At 70.7% G+C, this 19729-nt stretch carries 19 protein-coding genes; 6 read left to right on the top strand and 13 right to left on the bottom strand.

Annotated features, from left to right (window positions below):
- Window positions 1-17: 17 nt before the first annotated feature.
- The 8 genes from D187_RS27310 to D187_RS27275 form a co-directional block, all read right to left on the bottom strand.
- On the bottom strand, window positions 18-1283 hold the full coding sequence (locus tag D187_RS27310) for a zf-HC2 domain-containing protein (RefSeq protein ID WP_002624342.1): 1266 nt from the start codon (window positions 1281-1283) through the stop codon (window positions 18-20).
- On the bottom strand, window positions 1280-1912 hold the full coding sequence (locus D187_RS27305; RefSeq protein ID WP_051256565.1) for an RNA polymerase sigma factor: 633 nt from the start codon (window positions 1910-1912) through the stop codon (window positions 1280-1282). The genes D187_RS27310 and D187_RS27305 overlap by 4 nt, the downstream gene beginning before the upstream one ends.
- 136 nt (window positions 1913-2048) lie before the next feature.
- Window positions 2049-2459 carry a DUF2085 domain-containing protein gene (locus D187_RS27300; RefSeq protein ID WP_002624340.1) on the bottom strand — a complete coding sequence of 137 codons (411 nt, stop codon included), beginning with the start codon at window positions 2457-2459 and terminating at the stop codon, window positions 2049-2051.
- 1 nt (window position 2460) lies between these two features.
- Window positions 2461-3543 carry an ABC transporter ATP-binding protein gene (locus tag D187_RS27295; protein ID WP_002624338.1) on the bottom strand — a complete coding sequence of 361 codons (1083 nt, stop codon included), beginning with the start codon at window positions 3541-3543 and terminating at the stop codon, window positions 2461-2463.
- A complete protein-coding gene (locus tag D187_RS27290; protein WP_043431706.1) occupies window positions 3516-4511 on the bottom strand; it encodes an ABC transporter ATP-binding protein in 996 nt (331 codons plus the stop codon). Before D187_RS27290 ends, D187_RS27295 begins: the two co-directional genes overlap by 28 nt.
- A gap of 40 nt (window positions 4512-4551) precedes the next feature.
- The gene (locus D187_RS27285; RefSeq protein ID WP_002624334.1) at window positions 4552-5544 is read right to left on the bottom strand and encodes a GspE/PulE/PilB domain-containing protein; all 993 of its coding nucleotides are present in this window, start codon (window positions 5542-5544) and stop codon (window positions 4552-4554) included.
- A 20-nt stretch (window positions 5545-5564) separates the two neighbouring features.
- Window positions 5565-6299 (bottom strand): cyclic di-GMP-binding domain-containing protein, MshE-related, encoded by a 735-nt coding sequence (locus D187_RS27280; protein WP_002624331.1) that lies wholly within the window; start codon window positions 6297-6299, stop codon window positions 5565-5567.
- A gap of 84 nt (window positions 6300-6383) precedes the next feature.
- Window positions 6384-7205 carry a DUF4292 domain-containing protein gene (locus D187_RS27275; RefSeq protein WP_002624329.1) on the bottom strand — a complete coding sequence of 274 codons (822 nt, stop codon included), beginning with the start codon at window positions 7203-7205 and terminating at the stop codon, window positions 6384-6386.
- A gap of 42 nt (window positions 7206-7247) precedes the next feature.
- Between D187_RS27275 and D187_RS27270 the strand changes: the two genes are divergently transcribed.
- Window positions 7248-7961: a MotA/TolQ/ExbB proton channel family protein gene (locus D187_RS27270; RefSeq protein WP_002624326.1), complete on the top strand. Its 714-nt coding sequence runs from the start codon at window positions 7248-7250 to the stop codon at window positions 7959-7961.
- Between the two features lie 11 nt (window positions 7962-7972).
- On the top strand, window positions 7973-8425 hold the full coding sequence (locus D187_RS27265) for an ExbD/TolR family protein (RefSeq protein ID WP_002624325.1): 453 nt from the start codon (window positions 7973-7975) through the stop codon (window positions 8423-8425).
- 73 nt (window positions 8426-8498) lie between these two features.
- On the opposite strand, the gene D187_RS27260 is transcribed toward D187_RS27265, so the two are convergent.
- The 4 genes from D187_RS27260 to D187_RS27245 all read right to left on the bottom strand — a co-directional run bounded on the left by D187_RS27260 (window position 8499) and on the right by D187_RS27245 (window position 12611).
- Window positions 8499-10337, bottom strand: coding sequence for an acyl-CoA dehydrogenase (locus D187_RS27260; protein ID WP_002624323.1), 1839 nt, complete (start codon window positions 10335-10337; stop codon window positions 8499-8501).
- Between the two features lie 175 nt (window positions 10338-10512).
- On the bottom strand, window positions 10513-11148 hold the full coding sequence (locus tag D187_RS27255; RefSeq protein ID WP_002624321.1) for a MaoC family dehydratase: 636 nt from the start codon (window positions 11146-11148) through the stop codon (window positions 10513-10515).
- The gene (locus tag D187_RS27250) at window positions 11148-11597 is read right to left on the bottom strand and encodes a MaoC family dehydratase N-terminal domain-containing protein (RefSeq protein WP_002624318.1); all 450 of its coding nucleotides are present in this window, start codon (window positions 11595-11597) and stop codon (window positions 11148-11150) included. The genes D187_RS27255 and D187_RS27250 overlap by 1 nt, the downstream gene beginning before the upstream one ends.
- A 12-nt stretch (window positions 11598-11609) precedes the next feature.
- A complete protein-coding gene (locus tag D187_RS27245; RefSeq protein WP_043431685.1) occupies window positions 11610-12611 on the bottom strand; it encodes an NAD(P)H-dependent amine dehydrogenase family protein in 1002 nt (333 codons plus the stop codon).
- 259 nt (window positions 12612-12870) lie between these two features.
- Between D187_RS27245 and D187_RS27240 the strand changes: the two genes are divergently transcribed.
- Window positions 12871-13977 (top strand): HD domain-containing phosphohydrolase, encoded by a 1107-nt coding sequence (locus tag D187_RS27240; protein WP_002624314.1) that lies wholly within the window; start codon window positions 12871-12873, stop codon window positions 13975-13977.
- A gap of 27 nt (window positions 13978-14004) precedes the next feature.
- Here the strand turns inward: D187_RS27240 and D187_RS52730 are convergent, their stop codons facing one another.
- A complete protein-coding gene (locus tag D187_RS52730; protein ID WP_020918314.1) occupies window positions 14005-16095 on the bottom strand; it encodes a peptidylprolyl isomerase in 2091 nt (696 codons plus the stop codon).
- Window positions 16096-16182: 87 nt separating this feature from the next.
- Between D187_RS52730 and D187_RS27230 the strand changes: the two genes are divergently transcribed.
- From D187_RS27230 to D187_RS27220, 3 genes are read left to right on the top strand one after another with little or no spacing between them, the layout of a single operon-like run.
- Window positions 16183-17301: a zinc ribbon domain-containing protein gene (locus tag D187_RS27230; protein WP_002632451.1), complete on the top strand. Its 1119-nt coding sequence runs from the start codon at window positions 16183-16185 to the stop codon at window positions 17299-17301.
- The gene (locus D187_RS27225) at window positions 17298-18254 is read left to right on the top strand and encodes an AAA family ATPase (protein WP_002632452.1); all 957 of its coding nucleotides are present in this window, start codon (window positions 17298-17300) and stop codon (window positions 18252-18254) included. Before D187_RS27230 ends, D187_RS27225 begins: the two co-directional genes overlap by 4 nt.
- Window positions 18251-19576: a DUF58 domain-containing protein gene (locus D187_RS27220; protein ID WP_002632453.1), complete on the top strand. Its 1326-nt coding sequence runs from the start codon at window positions 18251-18253 to the stop codon at window positions 19574-19576. The genes D187_RS27225 and D187_RS27220 overlap by 4 nt, the downstream gene beginning before the upstream one ends.
- Window positions 19577-19729 lie beyond the last annotated feature (153 nt).

Here is a 19729-nt window from a genome sequence, read left to right as displayed (position 1 = left end):
GCGCCAGCGTGGCGGGACTAGCGCTTCTCGACCTCGCCGCCGGCCTCGGGCTCGGGCGCGCGGAGCTGATCCTCCAGGACGCGGAGGGCCGACCGGGCCTCACTGGTGCCGGGTGCCGTCGCCACGACCCGCTTGCAGACCTCGATGGCGTTGCGCCGCCGACCCAGCGCGGCTTCCGCGTCGCACAACCGGGAGAGCACCGTCAGGGCTTGAGTGCCCTGGGCGCCAGCGGCCAGGGCCGCGCGCAGGAAGACGGCTTCCTGGGAACGATCTCCCGAGCGGAGGGCCAGGTCGGCTTGCCGCATCAGCTCCGCGGGGGACGGAGAAGCCCGCGCGGCCGAGAGGCCTCTGGAAGCCGACATGCCCTCGGCCTTCTCGCTCTTCTCCCTCTCCTCGGTATCCACTCCATCCTTGGACTTGGACGGCTCCGGCCGCGGCGAGGCGCTGGCCACGCGAGGCGGCGGACTCGCCGGAGCGGCGGGCGGCGGGGGTGCCCCGGTGGGCGCGAGCCTCGCCAAATCCCTCGGGAGTTCCTCCTGGGCACTGGCGTCAGCCATGGCGGCTGGAGGGGGCGCGCTCTCCGCCAGCGCCATCCCCTGGACGCTCTCCTCGAGCGGCGCGGGCGCGGAGTCGTCGGAGGCCACCGTGCTTTTCCTTTTCGAGGCGCTCCCGCCCATTCCGGTCAGCGCACCACCTTTTCCCTCCGCGGCCCGGCCTCGCGCCGCGGGTAGCGGCATCGACTTGGCCATCGAGGGGCGGGGTGCGGCGTAGGAGGGCTTGTCGGTGCGCTGGGGAGCCGCGAGGGGCTCGGCCTCCGCGAGACGCGACGCTTGCGCGGGGACGGCGGAAGGGGCCACGGCCAAGGGCACCACGGCCTTGGCGGCCGGGGCGGACTTGTGCGCGGTGCTCTGGAGCGCGGGGCTCAGGTCCACCTCGCGGTTCACCTGGAGGACCACGATCCCGAAGACACTCACGGCCGCCATGCCCAACGCGGGAGCCATCAGGCGGCGCCACCAGCGAGGGGCGGGTTCCGCGCCCGCCGCGGCCCGGCGAGCCGACTGCTGCGCGTACGCGAGCAGGGAGTCCAGTCCCGTCTCTGGCGCGGCCTCCTGGGGAAGGCGGGCCATGGAGCGGCGCACACCACGAATGCCCTGGAGGGTCTCCGCGCACCGCGAGCAGCCCTGGAGGTGCTGCTCCACGGCATGAGCCTCGGTCTGCGGCAGCTCGTCATAGGCGAAGTCCAGCAGCCGATCCTCGTGCGCATGGGCATTCTGGGTCTTCATCCCGCCACCGTCCTTCCATCCTCTGCCAGATCGCCATCCACGCCGAGCTCGGCCAGCCGCCGGCGCAGGCCCTCCAAGGCATAGCGCATGCGGCTCTTCACCGTGTTCTCCGACACGCCCGTCACCTCGGCGATGTCCTTGAAGGGAATGCCGCTGTACTCGCGCAACACGAAGACCTCCCGTTGCTCCTCGGGCAGGCTGGCCAGGGCGCGCTCCAGCAAGGGCCTCACCCGGGCGTTGTAGGCGCCGCGCTCGGGGCTCGCGCCCTCGTCGGGAAGGGCCTCGCCCAACGGACGGCTGTCCTCACCCTCGGAGCCCACCGTGGGCGACTCCAGCGAAGCGGCCTGCCGATAGCTCTCTTTGCGCGCGCTGTCCACGCAGAGGTTCCTCGCGATCGTGTACAGCCAGGTGGTGAACTTCGCCTTCGTTTCGTAGTCCGGTGCGCCGCGCACCACCTTCAACCACGTCTCTTGAAGGACGTCTTCCGCCCGGGCGCGGTGACCCGTGAAGCGGAAGATGAAGTTGAACACCGGGGTCCGGTGCCTGCGCACCAGGACCTCGAACGCACGGGGGTCTCCCGCCCGGAAGGCGAGCATCAACCGTTCGTCTGAGAGATCCGGTTCCAACACTCCCCCAAGCCCGGGGCCCCGCGCCCCGCCTCATCCCATCCGCCCGCTTCAACGGACGAGGAAGGATTCAGGTCTACGGTCTTCAGCGGGCCCCGTAAGTGGGCAGAATGACAGGGAGTGCCGCCGCTGTCACCCGTCAGGGGCCCGGATTGGATTTCCGGGAGGTGGCGAGAAGCACGGGGATGGCGACGCCCGCCACCAGGGCCGCCTGCCACAGGAGCACCGCGGGCAGGGGTCGCTGGAGGTGGATGAACAGCGAGCGACCAAGGGCCATGCCCAGCAGCACCCCGGTGAGCGTGCGTACGGCGTTGGAGCCCCCGGTGGGACGGAAGCGGCCCACGGCCCAGTCCACGAGCGCGGGCAGGGTGAGGCCCAGCACCACCGGCACGTCCCAGGACCAAGTCAGCGGGGCACGCAGCTTGAACAGCCCCACCAGCACGGCCAGCAGGACCGGGTAGGTGCCCAGACAGCGGGCGCATACCCGCACGCCCCCGAGCACATAGGTGCGGTTGTACTCCTCGGGATGATGGTGACTGAGCCAGAACACCCTACCCTCCCTCGTGGCTGGGGGAAGCATCCGGGGTGGAGGCCGGACGCTCGCGCGCGTCGTTCTCCACCAGGAAGCACGCGGCGGTATGCCCCCGCTCCAGCGAGTAGAGGGGCGGCGTTTCCCGCCGGCAGCGCTCCATGGCGAAGGGGCAGCGCGGATGGAAGGCGCACCCGGGAGGAGGCGCGAGCGGAGACGGGACATCGCCCTGGAGCAGGAGGCGCTCCCGGCGCCGCTCGGGATCCGGCACCGGCACCGCCGACAGCAGGGCCTGGGTGTAGGGGTGCCGGGGCGTGCGGTAGAGGTCCGCCGCGTCCGCCAGTTCCACGATGCGGCCCAGGTACATCACCGCCACGCGCGTGGAGACGTACTCGACGATCTTCAGGTCGTGCGCGATGAAGACGTAGGTGAGCCCCAGCTCGCGCTGGAGATCCCCGAGCAGGTTGACGATCTGCGCCTGGATGGAGACGTCGAGCGCGCTGATGGGCTCGTCGGCGACGACCAGGTCCGGCCGCAGGGCGATGGCGCGGGCGATGCCGATGCGCTGGCGCTGGCCTCCGGAGAACTCGTGCGGGTAGCGGTCCAGGGCCTCGCGCGGCAGGCCCATCATGTCCAGGAGCCCGGCCACCTTCGCCTCGCGCGCGGCGCCCCGCTCGAGCCCGTGGATGGCGAAGGGCTCGCCGAGCAACTCCCGCACGGACATGCGCGGGTTGAGCGAGGCATAGGGATCCTGGAAGACGAGCTGCATGCGCCGCCGCAAGGGGCGCAGCTCCCGCTGGGACAGGCCCGTCAGCTCCCGGCCCTCGAAGCGGATGGAGCCCGCCGTGGGCCCCACGAGCCGCAGGATCGTGCGCCCGAGCGTGCTCTTGCCGCAGCCGCTCTCGCCCACCAGCCCGAGCGTCTCGCCGCGCCGCACGTCGAAGCTCACGCCGTCCACCGCCTTCACGCTGCCGCGCGCGCGCCCCCACGGCCCGCTCCGCACCGGGAAGTGGGTCTTCACGTCTCGCACCTGGAGGAGGGGCTCGGTGAGGAGGGGCTCGGTGAGGAGGGGCTCGGTCATGGCGCGGGCACCGGGTTGTGACATGCGGCCTCCTGGCCCTCGCGCTTGGACTCCAAGGGGGGTTCCACCCGCGCGCAGAGGTCCAGGGCGCGCTCGCACCGGTCGCGGAAGCGGCAGCCCCCGGGCAGCCGGTGCAGGCTCGGAACCATGCCGGGAATCGTCTTCAACCGGGGACGCGCCCCCGGTGGCCCCTCCACCGTCTGGAGCGCTGGAATGGAGCGGAGCAGGCCCGCGGTGTACGGATGCGCCGGCTGCCGGAAGAGCGCCTTCACCGGGGCGCGCTCCACCACGCGGCCCGCGTACATCACCACCACCGTGTCACAGTGCCCCGCCACCACGCCCAGGTCATGGGTGATGAGCATCACCGCCATGCGGCGCTCGGTCTGCAGCCGCTTGAGCAGCTCGAGGATCTGCGCCTGGATGGTGACATCGAGCGCGGTGGTGGGCTCGTCCGCGATGAGCAGCTCCGGGCCGCTGGCGAGCGCCATGGCGATCATCACCCGTTGGCGCATGCCACCGGACAACTCGTGGGGGTAGCTGTCCACGCGCTGCTCGGGGGCGGGGATGCCCACCTGTCGCAACATCTCCACGGCGAGCTCTCTCGCGGCGGAGCGTGACAGGCCCAGGTGCAGCCGCACGCCCTCGGCGATCTGCTCGCCCGCCGTGTAGACGGGGTTGAGGGACGTCATCGGCTCCTGGAAGACCATGGAGAGGTGGCGCCCGCGCTTGCGGCGCATCTTCTCCTCGGGGAGCGCGAGCAGATCCTCGCCCTGGAAGAGGATGCGCCCGCCCACCACCCGGCCCGGGGGCTCGGGCACCAGGCGCATCACCGAGAGCGCGGTGAGGCTCTTGCCGCAGCCACTCTCCCCCACCACGCCCAGGGTGCCCCCGGGAGGAAGGGAGAAGGACACGTCATCCACGGCCAGCACGGGACCCGCGTCCAGCGACAGCTGGGTCTTCAATCCGCGGACGTCGAGAAGAGGTTCGGACATGGGGTGCACGGGAGGGCCTGTGAACAGCCGGCCCGGGCCTTCACTTCCGGGACAACTCCTCCAGGAACTCCTCCTCGTGGATGAGGCGCTTGCGGATGAGCAGGCGGATGAGGCTGGCCACCATGCGCGCGGGCTTCACCTTCTCCGTGTGCAGCTCCGCCTCGGCGCCATCCGCCATGCGCTCGAGGTCCTCGAGTACCTTGAGGTCTTCCTCGGAGATGTCGGGCAGCTCGGGCCGGGGCGGCGGCAGCGGCGTGCCCTTGGCGGCCCCTCCGAAGACGACCACGGGCACACCCTTGCGCGATTCCTCCTCGGGGGCCGCGTCGTCGGCCTCGCGCACGCCCTCACCGAGCAGCTCGTCGAGCACCTCCCCGTTCTCCTGGGGAGGCGGGGGCGGCAGCGCGGCGTTCCGGGCCTTCGCGGGGGCGCGAGGGGTGATGAGGGTGATGTCCTCGTCCTCGTCGGAGAAGGGAGGAGGCGGCGGGGGCCTGGGCTTCGCGGAGACAGGCGGCTCCCAATCCAGGAGGGACACGTCGGCCCGGCCGCCGTGCGCCATCTCCAGCGGCTCGTCCTCGTCCTCCAGCTCGTCCACCACCCGGCCACTCACCAGCTCCAGCACCCGATCCAGGTCGTCCTCGGCGGCCACGTGCACGCGGATGGGCTTGTTGAGCTGGAAGCTCAGCTCCTCCACGGGGCGCAGATCCGAGGGATCATCCACCGCCACGTGCAGCCGCTCCACGCGCCCCTCGCGCTCGAGCCGGAACGGCACGAGGCGGTGCTCGATCTGGAAGTCGAGCGGCACGAGCGCGCGCACCTCGGGGGGAATCTCTGGCAGCTCGACGAACGGGAGGTTGGCCTGCCGGGCGAGCGCCCGGGCCACCTCGGGAAGGGAGGCGAAGCCCAGGGTGACGATGACCGAGCCCAGCCGCACGCCACGGGCCCGGGTGCGCTGCTGCTTACCGAGCGCCTTGCGGATCTGCTCCGGATTGATGACGCCGGACTCGAGGAGGAGCTCGCCAATCTTCTTGCGCATGGGGGACCGAGGGGGGCGGCCTAACGCTTGACCTTGGCCAGGTACTCATCGCGGGTGAAGACGCCCTTCTCGATGAGCAGCTCCACCATGGCCTTGAGGGCCGCGACCTCCTTGCGCTGCACCTCCTCCACGCCGCGCAGCATCTCCACGGGGCTGGCGCCCGAGCGCACCGAGGGCGACTCGCGCGAGGCCATGGGCGGCATGGGGGCCGGAGCGGGAGCGGGCTGGGTGGCGGGCGAGTCCTTCATGTTCCGCACGACGGTGCGGCCATGGGAGTCCACCACCTTGAAGTTGGTGTCCGCGTCCTCCAGCTCGCCCCCGTCCTCGTAGAAGCGAGCCATGGCGCGCGCGATGGCCGTGCGGCCCGCCACGTTGGGGACGATGCGGCACTTGGTGATGGCGCGCAGCTCGTCCAACTGCCGCACGTTGAGCGGATCCGCGATGGCCACCACCAGCGTCTTGCCGTCATCGCGCAACTGCATGGGCAGCAGCGCGAAGTCCCGAGCCGTCTGGACCGGAACCCGGTTGAGCACGTGCTTGGGGACTTCCTTGAGTGCGTCCAGGTTCACCGCGGGGATGGCGAGCTGCTTGGAGAGCGCCCGGACGAGGATGTCCTCGGACACGAAGTTCATCCGCACCAGGATTTCTCCCAGTTTTCCGCCCCATTTCGCCTGCTCCGCGAGCGCCGCCTTGAGCTGGCTCTCCTGGAGCACATTCGCCTTGATCAGCAGTTCGCCGAGCTTGATCTGTGCCATGTCACGGTCGTGGGGGCCCGAACGGACCCGCCGGTCGCCTCACTCTACCCCGAGATGCCGGGGGTTGCTCTTTTCTTGAGCCGCTCAGGAGCCCGGCGCGGCGGGCGGCAGGGCGACCGGGGGCAGGGCCTGTCCCCCCTCGTCCACCTCGACGACGGAAACGCCCTCGGGGGCGGACAAATCGAAGAGGGTGAGGTCCGGGGCCTCATTCAGCGTGACATCGGTGTAGCGCAGCCCCAGGGAGGTGTCCGCCGAAGCGGCCCGGAGCGTCACCTGGTGGGGGAAGACGGCGTCGCCCTGGGGCTCGAAGCGGCCGTACTCCAGCGCGTAGGTGCGCGCCCCCTGGACCTCGCTGCGCACCACCCGCAGGTGACGGGGATGGATGTGCAGCACCTGGGACACGCCGCCGCGCACCAGGGTGAGGACATAGAGCGCCTCCTTATCGTCCACCCCGAGCGTCATCCGCTCGGCGGGGATGAAGGGCACCCGGCCGAGCATCACGGAAACCAGCTCCTCGCTCGGCAGGGCGAGCGGCAGGAAGCGCGACAGGTTCTGGGGGGTGGCGGGCCCCTGGTAGAACTTGTTCTCCTGGAATTGGAGCAGCCCGAAGCGCTGGCCGTCGGTGACGAGCACGGCGATGGGGCGGTTGAAGAAGTCGAACATCTCCACCCGGAGCAGGCCCGGCCGGGAGGCGGCCAGGAAGACGGACACGGTGCCCGTGCCCTGGGGAGACTCGACGCGCAGCTTGCCATCCCCCTGGAGCGTCGCCGTGACGTCCTGGGCCTCGCGGGTCAGGCGGAAGAGCTCCTCGGGCTGGGTGATACGGCCCCGGGGCCCGAAATCCAGGCGCTTGGGACAGCCTGAACAAACGAGGGCCAGGAAGATTGCGACGGCAGCGCGGTTCATGGCTTAAGTCTCGCGCCCGGCGACCTCCCTGGCCACTCCCGTATGAGCCTTTCCGACATCCTCCACTACCTGCGCATCGGCGGCTTCACCCTCGCCTTCCTCCTGCTCGCCTCCACGGTGGCGCTGGTGGTGGCCATCGAGCGGCTCATCACCCTCTGGGGGGTGAGCGAGCGCTCCCGGCTGCTCGGGGACACCGTGCACAAGCACCTGTTGCGCGGAGACATCGCCGCGGCCCGCTCCGCCACCGAGCGCTCCAATGCGGCCGTGGCCGACATCTTCCTCGCGGGCTTCGATCGCTTCGAGCGCACGCGCGGCAGTTGTGAGGGAGTGGACTCGGCGGTGGAGCGCGAGCGCGCCCAGGTGGGCCTGCGCCTGCGCCGCAACCTGTGGTTGCTGGCCACCATCGGCTCGCTGACGCCGTTCGTGGGCCTGTTCGGCACGGTGGCCGGCATCATGAAGTCCTTCAAGGACCTGGGCCTGGACGTGGCGGCGGGAGGCACGGGCGGCACCGGCGCGGTGATGACGGGCATCTCCGAGGCGCTGGTGGCCACCGCGGTGGGCATCCTCGTGGCCGTGCAGGCCATGGCCTTCTACAACTACTTCCAGGCCCGGCTGTCGCGCGTGCTCGTGGAGCTGCGGCTGTTGGGAGAAGAGTTCGTCGAGCTCTTGCGCGAGCGGCCCCTGGGAGCTCCCGCCGCCCTCGCTCCCGCCGCCCCCGCGGCTGTCGCGGAAGCGCGTTCCCCCACGGACACCTGAGGTTCACTCACATGGCGATGGGCAAGATACCCGGCGACTCCGAGGGGGGTGACGAGGTCGGGTTCGCGGAGATCAACATCACTCCGCTGACCGACATCTTCCTCGTGCTGCTCATCATCTTCATGGTGACCAGCTCGGTCATCGTGCAGCAGGCGCCCAGCGGCGGAGCCCAGACGGGCCTCAAGGTGAACCTGCCCAAGGGCGGCGCCACGGACGTCACCGCGCGCGCCACGGACATGTCCGTGGCGATCCTCTCGGACGGGAGATTCGTGCTCGGCGGCAACGTCGTCAGCGAGGACGAACTCAAGCGCGCCTTCACCGACGCCCAGCAGAAGGATCCCGACACCATCGTCATCGTCCAGGCGGACGAGGGCGTGCCCCATGGCACGGTGGTGCAGGTGATGGAGCTGGCCAAGGGCGCGGGACTCGGACAGCTCGCCATCGGCGTGCGCGAGCCCCAATAAAGCAACCGCCCCCGCCCTCTTCCCGGAAGGAGGAGGAACGGGGGCGGCGGACGTCACGCCCGTGGGCGCGGGCTCAGATGGAGCCGAACGCCTGCGTGGAGATGTCCACCGAGGAGGTGTCCTCGGTGGCCATCATGCGCGCGGCCTGCTCCACGTTGGGCAGCACGTTGCGCGCGTACCACAGCGCGCTCCACTTCTTGCCCTCGTAGAAGGCCTTCTCGTCGCCCGAGGCCTTCTCGCCCGCGCGCTCGGCGATGAGGGCCGCGTCCAGGAGCAGCCAGCCCACGGCCACTTCCGACATCATGTTGAGGAAGCGGTTGGCCGACAGCGGGATGAGCGTCATCTTCGCCGGCTCCTGCGACCAGCCGAGGATCGCCATGGCGCTGGCCATCAGGCCCTCCTGCGCGGCGGCGAGCTGCTTGACGGCGTCGCCGTAGATCTTGTGGTCGCGCTGGGCCTCGATGAAGGCGCCCACGTCCGACATGAACTGCTGGAAGTGCGCGCCGCCGGCCTGGCCCATCTTGCGGCCCACCAGATCCATGGCCTGGATGTGGTTGGTGCCCTCGTAGATGGAGAAGATCTTCGAGTCACGCGTGTACTGCTCCACCGGGTAGTCCTGGCAGTAGCCCGCGCCGCCGAACACCTGGATGGCCTGGGCGCACAGCCGGAAGGACTGATCCGAGGCGTAGGACTTCACCAGCGGGGTGAGCAGTTCCACCTGGCCGCGGTGGTAGGCCGCCTGGGTGTCGTCCTTGCCCGCCAGCTGGTGCGCCTTGTCCGTGTGCATGGCCAGCTTGACGATGAGCGCGCGGATGCCCTCCACGTGCGCCTTCATCTCCAGCAGCATGCGCCGCACGTCGGCGTGCTCGATGATGGCCGCGCGGGGCGCCGCCGGATCCTTCCACTTGTGCGCCGGGGCGCCCTGCTTGCGATCCTTCGCGTACTCGAGCGCGTTGAAGTAGGCCGTGCTCGCCAGCGCCAGGCCCTGGATGCCCACCGCGATGCGCGCGCCGTTCATCATCTTGAACATCTGGCTCATGCCGACGTTCTCGATGCCGCCCACGAGCTCGCCCACACAGCCGTCGTTCTCGCCGAAGTTGAGCACACACGTGGCCGAGGCGCGGATGCCCATCTTGTGCTCGATGGAGCCCAGGGTGACGTCGTTGGGGCCCTGGAGCGAGCCGTCCGGCTTCACGCGGATCTTCGGCACGATGAAGAGCGAGAGGCCCTTGGTGCCGGGCACCGCGCCCTCGATGCGCGCGAGCACCAGGTGGATGACGTTCTCGGCGAGGTCATGGTCGCCGCCGGAGATGAAGATCTTCGTGCCGCGGATGCTGTAGGTGCCGTCCGCGTTCTTGCGCGCCGTGGACTTGGCCGCGCCCACGTCCGAGCCCGCCTGGGGCTCGGTCAGGCACATGGTGCCGCCCCAGGTGCCGTTGAGCATGCGCTCCACGTACAGCTTCTTCTGCTCGGGCGTGCCGCACTCGGCCACGAGCTCCGCGGCGCCGTAGGCCAGGCCCGGGTACATGTTGAAGGCCGAGTTGGCGCCCGAGAGGATCTCCTCGACGAGCACCGAGAGCATCATCGGGCCGCCCTGGCCGCCGTGATCGGGGCTCGCGGAGATGGACTTGAAGCCCTGCTCGTAGACGCCCTTCCACGCGTCCTTGAAGCCCTTGGGCGTGATGACCGAGCCGTTCTCCACCCGGCAGCCCTCCCGATCGCCCGAGGCGTTCAGGGGTCCGAGCACGTCCTTGGCGAAGCGGTACGTCTGCTCGAGCACCGCCTTGGCCTCATCCGGACCCCAGGCGTCAAACGGCGCTTGTCCGGCGACCTGGCCGAAGCCGAACTGCTCGAACAGCGTGAAGTAGAGTTCCCGAAGGTCGATCTTGTACGTGTTGATGCCGGCGGACATGGCGCTTCCCCTAACCCCGAAGAGGGAGGCTCACGGCCGGAAAAAGGCGCGTGGCCCCAAGTGGGATGAGGGGAAGGTTACGTCGATTGATTCTAGAGTCAACCCGGAATGACGCCTCGCGTTGGGTGGGACATTGCCCACCATCCCGCGGGGCGGCCGACAGGCGGGAAAGACCCTATTTCTTGGTCTTCTTGGAGGCGTCCGGAGCGGTGGCCGTCTTGGCGGCGGGCTTGGAGCCCGTCGTCTTCTTGCCTGACAGGCTCGCCCCCTCCTCCTCGGTGCCCTCGGGGGCGGCGGTGCCGGAGTTCTGCAGGAGGCTCTCGCGCGGCACGTCCACGACGATGGGAGACTGGCCCGAGCGCTGCCGGTTCTCGTCCTCGAGGGAATAGAAGAGCTGGATGCTGGAGTGGCCCTTCATCACCAGCTCACCGCGCTGGTTCTCCGCCCACAGCTCCACCTCGACGAAGTAGCGGCCGCCCTCGCCATAGCGGTCACTCACCCGGCCCTTGCAGACCACGGTGTCGCCCGGCCACACCATCTTGATGAAGCGCACGTGGTAGCGCCGCAGCTGGCCGCCGCGGGCCCAGTCGCTGATGAGCTGGCCGAGCATGCCCATGACGAGCATGCCGGGGGCGTAGACGGACGGCATGCCCACGCTCTTGGCGTACACCTCGTCCACGTGCACGGGGTTGAAGTCCCCCGAGGCGCCGGCGTAGCGCGACAGCTGCACGCGATCGATGGGGGCCTTGGCGAGCGCGGGCAGTTCGTCACCCACGCGAATGCCTTCGAAGTAGAGCTTGCGCGCGGGCATCACGAATTCTCCTTGGCGGCGCGGACGATGAGGGTGCGGCGGGCACGGAACACCAGGTTGCCCTCCTCGTCGCGGCCCTCGTCCTCGATGACGGCGACGTCCATCTTGCCCGCGGGCCCCGTGCGCTCGAGCACCTCGGCCACGCGCGTGGCGACGAAGATGCGATCGCCGGCGAAGATGGGCCGCTCGTACTCGAAGGACTGCTCGGCGTGCAGCAGGCTCTTGATGCCCACGCCCAAAAGCTCGCGCAGGTCCGCCGCGGAACTGAAGGACGCGGGGAACGTGGGCGGCGCCACCACGGTGGGGTAGCCCGAGGCGCGCGCGTACTCCTCGTCGTAGTAGATGGGGTTGTAGTCACCGAGGGACTCGGCGAAGCGCCGGATGGCGCCCTTCTCCACCTCGTTCAGGAATGGCGGGGAAGCCCGGCCAATCGCATTCTTGTCCAGCATGTCCCTCTCCCTTTAACGACCGGCCGGCAGCTCGAGCACGGTCAGAAGGCCAGCCTCGGCGGCCGTCACCCGCGGGGCGGCATTCACCAGCATGTGTGCGGTGGCCCGGTCGCCGGGCACCCCCCCACGGATTTCCAGAACCAGCTTCGGCTCCGCTTCAATCTCGATGCGATCGCCCGGCTCGTCCGCGCCCACCGCGATCGTCAACTCCAACCGCACCCGCTCCTGCCCCTCTTCCAGCCCCACCGCGGACTGGAAGATACCCGCCACACGGCCCTTCTTCACCGGGAAGGCGCCTCCGGTGATGTCCTCCTCGGCGAACACGGGGACGATCTCCTCCTCGAAGTCGTCGCAGTCCATGCCCAGCCCCAGCGCGCACAGGGCCGCGCTCTCCACCAGGCCCACGTGGCCGAGCTGCTCGCGGTCCACCAGGGCGAAGAACTCCTCCTCGCTCAGGCCCGCGCCCACCTTGCGCTGCAGGGCCTCGCGGCGGTGGCGCGCGTCCACCACCCGCGTCACCGTGGCATGGCGCACCGGACCGCACGCCTGACCCGCCGTGGCCACCAGGCGATCCATCACGAAGCCGGGGTTGACGCCGGTGCCGAGCACCGCCACCCCCGCGCGCTGCGCGGCCTGCTCCAGCTTCTGCGCGAGCTCCGGGTACTTGAGGAAGGGAAAGGCCAGCTCCTCGCAGGTGGAGACCACGGACAGGCCGAGCTGGATCGCCTGCAGCAGCTGATCCATGACGCCTTCCAGGCGCGAGCCCGTGGCATGCAGCAGCACGACGCCCTTGCGCCGTCCCACGGCCGCCTCCAGGCTGCCCGCGACCTTGCCCTTCAGTCCCGCGACCCCCACCACGTCCGACAAGGGTCGCCCCACCAGTTGAGGGTTGGCGTCCATCGCGCCGAGCAGCTCGACCTCGGGTGAAAGCAGGGCCGCCCTGACGATCTCCTGCCCGATGACTCCCAACCCCATGACCACCACCGGGACCGGCCCTGCGGAGGCTCTAGGCATCGGAGAACTCTCCAAATTTCAAGGAGTTACAACACAGTGCAGCACTGCGGCGCACCATAGACCACCCCCCGCCGGACAGGCAAGCGGCTCGTGAGGCGAGGGGGTGCTCATTTTCCGAAAACCCCGGGATCTCACGAGGGCTCGTCGGGCAGGCAGGTGCACGGTGGAGCAGACCCGAGGGTGTGACCTTTGGGTGGGAAGCCGTGTATAACGGCCCGGTTCTTCAACATCCGTTCTTCAGGGTTGGGAGGCTGTATTCATGGACCGCATCCTCGTAGTGGATGACGATCCGCTCATTCTGGCCGCGCTGTCGCGGATCCTCCAGTCGGAGGGCTACGAGGTCGTCACCCACACGGATCCCGCCCAGGCCGCCAAGGAGCAGGGATTCCAGGTGGTGCTGACGGACTTCATGATGCCGCTGCTCAACGGCGTGGAACTCTTGCGCACGTTGCGTGAGAAGAATCCGCGCGCGGTGCGCCTGATGCTCACGGCGGCGGCGGACTTCCGCACCGCTTCCGAGGCGGTCAACCGCGGCGAGGTGTTCCGCCTGCTGGGCAAGCCGTGGTCGCTCAGCGAGCTGACCAGCGCGGTGCGCCAGGCCATCGAGCACTACCGGCTGGTGGAATCCAATGAGCGGCTCACGCGCGAGGTGGCGGAAAAGAACGCGGAGCTCACGGCCATCAACCGGGACCTGGAGCGCATGGTGGTCGAGCGCACCAACGGCCTGCTCGATGGGCTCATCAGCGCGCTCGACTACCGCGACACCGAGACCCAGTGGCACTCGCGCCGCGTGTCGCTCTACTCGCGCCGCATCGGCGAGGAGATCGGCCTGACGCCCACCCAGCTCGAGGTGGTGGAGCAGGGCGCGCTCCTGCACGACATCGGGAAGATCGGCGTGAGCGACACCATCCTGCTCAAGCCCGGCCCGCTCTCGCCCGAGGAGTGGGTGGAGATGCGCAAGCACCCCGAGTACGGCTACAAGATCCTCGCGAAGATGCCCTACCTGCACGACGCCTCGCTCATCGTGCTGCACCACCAGGAGCGCTGGGACGGCAAGGGCTACCCGCAGGGGCTCAAGGCCCGGGACATCGTCGTCGGCGCGCGCATCTTCGCCATCGCCGACACGGTGGACGCCATCACCTCGGATCGTCCCTACCGCAAGGGCCGGCCACTGTCCGTGGCGCGCGATGAGATCCGGCGCTGCTCGGGCACGCAGTTCGATCCCGAGATCGCCGAGGCCTTCCTGCGCATCCAGGACGCCGAGTGGCAGCGCATCCGCAAGAAGGTCGAGGACATGGAGAACGCGGAGAACGCGCTCTGGGCCGGCTTCACGCCGGGCAAGGTCCCCAACCGCGTGGCGAGCTGAGACGCCCGCCCCGCCTGCCTCACTGCATCAGGGCGACACCTCCACGTCGATCAGGGTGTCGCCCTCCAGCAACTGGTCCACCACCTCCAGGCCGCGCGTCACCTCTCCGAACGCCGTGTAGCGGCCGTCCAGGTGCGGCTGCGGCGAGTGCGTGAAGAAGAACTGGCTGCCTCCCGTGTCCTTCCCCGACAGCGCCATGCCGATGACCCCCCGCGCATAGCGCCGGTGGGTGATCTCGCATCGGATGGAGTAGCCCGGTCCCCCCTCCCCGTCTCCCCGCGGATCTCCCCCCTGGGCCACGAAGTCCGGCACCACGCGGTGGAAGGCGAGGCCCCGGAAATAGCCCTGGCGCGCGAGCGCCACGAGGTTGCCCGACGTCAACGGCGCCTCCGCATCCAGCGCCACGGTGATGTCCCCCTTGTGGGTGCGGAAGATGAGAGAGGTTCCCGCCGGCGCGGGCTCGGGACGGTGCGCCTCCTCCGAGACTTCCACGAAGGGCGCCCGCACCGGTTGTCCCGTGAGGCGGGTGAGCGCCTCGGCGGCCACGCGGCGCACGTTCGCATGCGGATGTCCCAGCCACCCGCGCAACACCTCCTCCGCGTCCCGCCCCGCGAGCGCCACGAGTCCCGCCGCCACCGGCTCGGCCAGGTCCGGCTCCCGCGGCACGCGCTCGGCCAGCGCTCGCACCCCAGGCAGTGCCTGCATGTCCTTCAACTCCGCGGCCGTGCCCGCCGCCGAGGCCGCCACCACCGCGTCCTCCCCCGCCAGGAGCTCGCGCACGGGCCCGGCCGCCTCGGGCACGGGCCGCGCCGCCACCGCCGCGAGCGCCGCCAGCCTCACGCGCGCCTCCGCGTGCTTCAGGTAGCGCACCGCCTCGCCCGCGCCCGGCGCCGCGCCGGACTGCGCCACCTCGCGCAGCCCCAGCGCCAACCGCGAGGCCTCCGCCACCCGGCCGCCCCCACAGCGCAGCACCTCGTCGAGCCGCCCGTGCTGCCGATCCATCGCCGCCGCCAGACGGCAGTCCAGGTTCATCAAATCCCCAGCCGCGCCCTCGGACACCACCCCAGGCGCCGCCTCCTGGAGCGCGCGCCGCAGGGACACCAGCACCCGGCGCCCCGCCTCGGGAAGGCCCTGTTGCGCGAGCGCGAGCCACGCATGGCCCGCGGCGGAGTCCCCTCGGGCCACGCGTCCCGCCCCCGGTGCGAGACCCGCCAGCGCATCCAACGCCGTGCAGTCTCCCGAGCACCGCGCGGCCAGCTTCGCGAGCGTCCGCGCCGCCTCGGCCGCCACACGCGGCACCTCGTCCGCGAGCAGTGTCCCCACCACCGCCGCGTCCTCCGAAGCGCCCACGTCGCCCAGGCCCTTCGCGCACACGGCCCGGACATCCGGCGCCCCGTCGCCCAGGCAGGCGCGCAGCGGGCCCAAGGCGTCGGAGCGCTTCAGGTTCGCCAGTAGATAGGCCCCTCCATACCGGGTGGCCTCGGGCTGGCCCGCCTGGAGCAACCCCTCCACCCAAGCGAGCGGAACCTCCGCCAGCGACGCGCCCCGGCGCCCCGCCACCCCGAGCGCCAGGGCCGCGCGACCCGCGAGGACGGGCCCGAGCGATAGCCGCTCCACCAGACGCGCCACCGCATCCGGCGTGCCGAGCTTGCCCAGGGAGTCGATCAGCGTGAGGTACGCGCCCGAGTCCACCTCCAATGCGCGGTCATCCCCGCCTGCCTCCTGACGCGTCCGGTACTCGCTGGCGAGCAGCGCCCGGGCCAGCCGGGACTTCTCCTCCGGGGTGAGGGGCTCCCACGACAGCGCGAGCACCCCGGCGGCGAAGGCGGCCGCCTGCTTCACGGAGGGCTCGCCGTCCTTCAGTCCCACCTCCACCGCGTCCAGTGTCGAGGGGGCCTGCAGGCGGGCGAGCGCGAGGAATGCCCGGATCCGGACCGGCGTGCTGCCCCGCACCGCCCGCTCCACCAGCCGTCCATCCGCCAGCGAACGGCGATCCTCCCACCGGGCGATCTCCGCGAGGGACTCCTCCTCGGTGGGGGACGGGGAGGAGTGGACACAACCCGAGAGCACGGCCCCCGCCAACAGCCAGGCGGCGAGCGAGGCATACAGAGAGTTCATGGCGCGCTCGCGTAGGCCAATTCCCCGCGAAAATCCAGGGGTTAGCGCTCGCTTGCCGTTTGACTTGGGGCTCCCGGGCGCCAGAAGATGCAGGGCGCTTTCCAGTCTCAAGGAGTACCGGTCCTGAAATGCCCTGGCTGCGGCATCAAGGTCGCGGATGGCACCGCCATCTGCCCTTCGTGCGACTACATCATCGATGCCTCGTTCATCTCGTCGGATGCTCCCCGGAGAAGTCTCGTGGAGGAGGGAGAAGAGGAGATGACCGGGTCGCTCTCGGCCATTCCGCCTCCGCCCCGGCCCGTCAGCACCAACTCCGGCACGCGCGGGGCCCCCACGAAGGTCACCACGTCCTCGGGCGTGCGGGTCTCGTCCGCGGGCATGCGGGTCACCACCGCCTCGGGTGTGCGCCCCAAGAGCGCCGCCGGCACGGGCTCGCGTCCCGCCGTTCCCACGCCCACGGGCTCGCGTCCCGCCGTGTCCCCGACCACGGGCTCGCGTCCCGCCGAGCCCCCGAGCGATGACGTCACCAACATCCGCTCCATGGAGGACATCGTTCGCAGCGCCCCACCCCGCGCCTCGAACGGACGCCCCATCCCGGCCGTGCGTCCCGGGAGCGCCACGGGCTCGCGTCCCGCCGTGCCCCCCCGCCGCGAGACGAACACCGAGCTGGATCCCTCCGACGTCGACTACGTCCCTCCCCGGCCCGCGCCCTCCTCCGTCAACACCACCGGGCAGATCATGGCGCCCGAGGAGCTCGCCGCGGACCTCAAGGACTTCCTCGGCGACCTGGGCCGCTCCGACAAGATCGTCTTCTTCAGCGCCGTCGCCGTGGTCCTCTCGGCCTTCACCCCCTGGAAGGAGACGGCCGAGGACGGCGACATCCTCGGGCTCATGAGCCTGGGCATCATCGCCATCCTGGGCGCGCTCGGCATCGTGGGCGTCCTCGCCGTGCGCGTGCGCCGCATCATGCCGCGCCTCAACGTGCTCGTGCCCTGGATGGCGCAGCTCGGCCTGTCCATCGCCTGCGTCCTCTGGTGCCTCATCTTCATGAAGCTCTCCACCGACAACACCGAGGTGCCCTCGGCCGTGGGCAGGGAGATCATCTACAACTCCACCCCCAGCTTCGGCTCGGTCCTCGCCCTGCTGGGCTCGCTGGGCTGTCTGGCCGGCACGCTGCTCGGCATCAAGGAGAAGCCGGGGTCATGACGCCGTCCCCCTCGCCGGCCAGCACCGCCTCTTCCCTCGATCGGCTGCTGCGGGCCCTGAGCGGGACGGTGCTCGGCCAGCCCCACGTCGTGGCCGACCTCGTCACCGCGTTCCTCGCGCGGGGCCACGTGCTGCTCGAGGGCGTGCCCGGCGTGGCCAAGACGCTCACCGCGCGCAGCATGGCCTCGGCGCTCGGCCTGGGCTTCACCCGCGTCCAGTTCACCCCGGACCTGATGCCGAGCGACATCCTCGGCACCCACGTCTTCCGGCCCCAGGAGGGCGCCTTCCAGCTCGTCAAGGGCCCCATCTTCACCGAGGTGCTGGTGGCCGATGAGATCAACCGCACCCCGCCCAAGACGCAGTCCGCGCTCCTGGAGGCCATGGAGGAGCGTCAGGTCACCCTCGAGGGCACCGCGCACGCGCTCCCCGCGCACTTCTTCGTGGTGGCTACGCAGAACCCGCTGGAGCTCGAGGGCACCTATCCCCTGCCCGAGGCCCAGCTCGATCGCTTCCTGATGCGGGTGCGCGTGGGCTACCCGTCGCCCGAGGCGGAGCTGGACATGGTGCGCGCCTTCCACCAGCGCCAGGGCCGCCCGCCCCAGGTGGAGCGGGTGCTGGACGCGCCCACGCTGCTGGAGTTGCAGGCGCGCGCGGCGGCCGTGGCCTGTGACGACTCCATCCTCGACTACACGGTGCGCCTCATCCGCGAGACGCGCGCCAACCCGCGCGTGCGCCTGGGGGCCTCGCCGCGCTCGGCACAGGCGCTGCTCGCGGCGGCCAAGGCCCGCGCGGCCCTGCACGGCCGCGACTTCGTCACCCCGGACGAGGTGAAGGCCGTGTGCCCGAGCGTCCTCAACCACCGCCTGCTGCTCAAGGCGGAGGCGGAGGTGGAGGGCCTCACCGCGGATGACGTGCTCCGCCACACGCTGGAGCGCGTCCAGGTACCCCGGTGAGCGCCGGCCGGCCCGTCCCCACGGGACTCGCCGTGGCCCTCGTCTCACTCGCCCTGGTGCCCGCGGCGCTCGCCGTGGCGGGGGATGTCTTCCTCTGGCTCGCGCTCGCGCTGGACGGGGTGGTGCTCGCGCTGTGCGTGGGGGACTTTCTCGCCGCGCCACGCGCCTCGGACGTGACGGTGCGGCGCGAGGTGGAGCCCGTGCTCTCCTCGGGCGTCGCCCAGACGGTGCGCCTGGTGGTGGAGTCGCGCGGCGCGCGGGCCCTACGCGGACGGGTGCGCGACGAGGTGCCCTCCGGAGTGGACGTGCGCGGGCACGAGCAGCCCTTCGCCCTCACCCCCGAGGCGCCCTCCGTCACCCTCTCCTACTCACTCACGCCCCTCACGCGCGGAGACCTGCGCCTGGGGGACATGCACCTGCGTCTGTTGGGGCCACTGGGCCTGTGCGCGCGGCAGGTGCGCGTGTTCGCGGCCCAGAGCGTGAAGGTGTACCCGGACCTCACCGCCCTGTCGCGCGAGGCGCTCGCGCTCACCCTCGCCTCGGACGCGCCCGCCGAACGCCTCCTGCGCCGCTCCGCCGAGGGCCGTGAATTCGAGTCCCTGCGCGAGTACCGCCCGGGTGACGACTACCGCTCGGTGGACTGGAAGGCGACGGCGCGGCGGGGCCGCACCACCGTGCGCGTGTACCAGCCCGAGCGCAACCAGCCCGTCCTGCTGATGCTCGACTGCGGGCGCCACATGGCGGGCCGCGTGGAGGGCCGCCGCAAGCTCGACCATGCGGTGGACGCGGCGCTGCGTCTGGCCAAGGTGAGCCTGGACGCGGGGGACCTGGTGGGCGTGCTCGCCTTCGCCAGCGACGTGCACGCGAGCCTTCCTCCCCGCAAGGGCCACGAGCACCTGCGCCTCATCACCGAGTCGCTCTACCGCGCCGAGGCCGCCCTCGAGGAGAGCGACTACGGGCGCGCCTATGACTTCGCCTTCGCGCGCTCCTCGCGCCGCTCGCTGGTGGTGCTGTTCACGGACCTGGTGGATCCGGACGCCTCGGGCACGCTGCTCTCGCGCACGCTGGCCCTGCGCCCCCGGCACCTGCCCGTGGTGGCCTCGCTGCTGGACGAGGATTTACAGAAGGCCGCCACCGCCGTGCCCGACTCGGTGCCGGATGCCTACGCGCGCCAGGCCGCCGCGCGCCTGGAGGAGGACTACCAGCGCACCGCGCTCACCCTGCGCGACGCGGGAGCGCTCGTCGTGCGCGCGTCCGCGAAAGGCTTTGGCGCCGCCGCCGTCAATACCTATCTCCACGTGAAGGCACGGGGACTGCTGTAGCGCCGAGTGCTCCAGGACTGGAGTCTGGCCGGTCAAGAGGTCTCGGCCTCATCCGCGTCGCGCGCCGGTCCGGGAACCTGACAGCTCGTTCAAGGCGCAGTTTGCTGTGTTTCTCGCCCTGAGCAAGCCGTTTAAACCCCCTGCGGTAATTCC

The sequence above is a fragment of the Cystobacter fuscus DSM 2262 genome (genome assembly GCF_000335475.2).
Lineage (GTDB): Bacteria > Myxococcota > Myxococcia > Myxococcales > Myxococcaceae > Cystobacter > Cystobacter fuscus.
The sequence above is the reverse complement of the archived record's forward strand: the minus strand, read 5'-3'. Positions and strand labels throughout refer to the sequence as shown.

What these genes read in the sequence shown, in the direction of transcription:
- D187_RS27285 (WP_002624334.1), bottom strand. Translation starts at nt 5,544, where the DNA reads ATGCGCAAGAAGATTGGCGAGCTCCTCCTCGAGTCCGGCGTCATCAAT.
- D187_RS27270 (WP_002624326.1), top strand. Translation starts at nt 7,248, where the DNA reads ATGAGCCTTTCCGACATCCTCCACTACCTGCGCATCGGCGGCTTCACC.
- D187_RS27290 (WP_043431706.1), bottom strand. Translation starts at nt 4,511, where the DNA reads ATGTCCGAACCTCTTCTCGACGTCCGCGGATTGAAGACCCAGCTGTCG.
- D187_RS27265 (WP_002624325.1), top strand. Translation starts at nt 7,973, where the DNA reads ATGGCGATGGGCAAGATACCCGGCGACTCCGAGGGGGGTGACGAGGTC.
- D187_RS27250 (WP_002624318.1), bottom strand. Translation starts at nt 11,597, where the DNA reads ATGCTGGACAAGAATGCGATTGGCCGGGCTTCCCCGCCATTCCTGAAC.
- D187_RS27310 (WP_002624342.1), bottom strand. Translation starts at nt 1,283, where the DNA reads ATGAAGACCCAGAATGCCCATGCGCACGAGGATCGGCTGCTGGACTTC.
- D187_RS27255 (WP_002624321.1), bottom strand. Translation starts at nt 11,148, where the DNA reads ATGCCCGCGCGCAAGCTCTACTTCGAAGGCATTCGCGTGGGTGACGAA.
- D187_RS27230 (WP_002632451.1), top strand. Translation starts at nt 16,183, where the DNA reads ATGCAGGGCGCTTTCCAGTCTCAAGGAGTACCGGTCCTGAAATGCCCT.
- D187_RS27260 (WP_002624323.1), bottom strand. Translation starts at nt 10,337, where the DNA reads ATGTCCGCCGGCATCAACACGTACAAGATCGACCTTCGGGAACTCTAC.
- D187_RS27280 (WP_002624331.1), bottom strand. Translation starts at nt 6,299, where the DNA reads ATGGCACAGATCAAGCTCGGCGAACTGCTGATCAAGGCGAATGTGCTC.
- D187_RS27275 (WP_002624329.1), bottom strand. Translation starts at nt 7,205, where the DNA reads ATGAACCGCGCTGCCGTCGCAATCTTCCTGGCCCTCGTTTGTTCAGGC.
- D187_RS27295 (WP_002624338.1), bottom strand. Translation starts at nt 3,543, where the DNA reads ATGTCACAACCCGGTGCCCGCGCCATGACCGAGCCCCTCCTCACCGAG.
- D187_RS27240 (WP_002624314.1), top strand. Translation starts at nt 12,871, where the DNA reads ATGGACCGCATCCTCGTAGTGGATGACGATCCGCTCATTCTGGCCGCG.
- D187_RS52730 (WP_020918314.1), bottom strand. Translation starts at nt 16,095, where the DNA reads ATGAACTCTCTGTATGCCTCGCTCGCCGCCTGGCTGTTGGCGGGGGCC.
- D187_RS27245 (WP_043431685.1), bottom strand. Translation starts at nt 12,611, where the DNA reads ATGCCTAGAGCCTCCGCAGGGCCGGTCCCGGTGGTGGTCATGGGGTTG.
- D187_RS27225 (WP_002632452.1), top strand. Translation starts at nt 17,298, where the DNA reads ATGACGCCGTCCCCCTCGCCGGCCAGCACCGCCTCTTCCCTCGATCGG.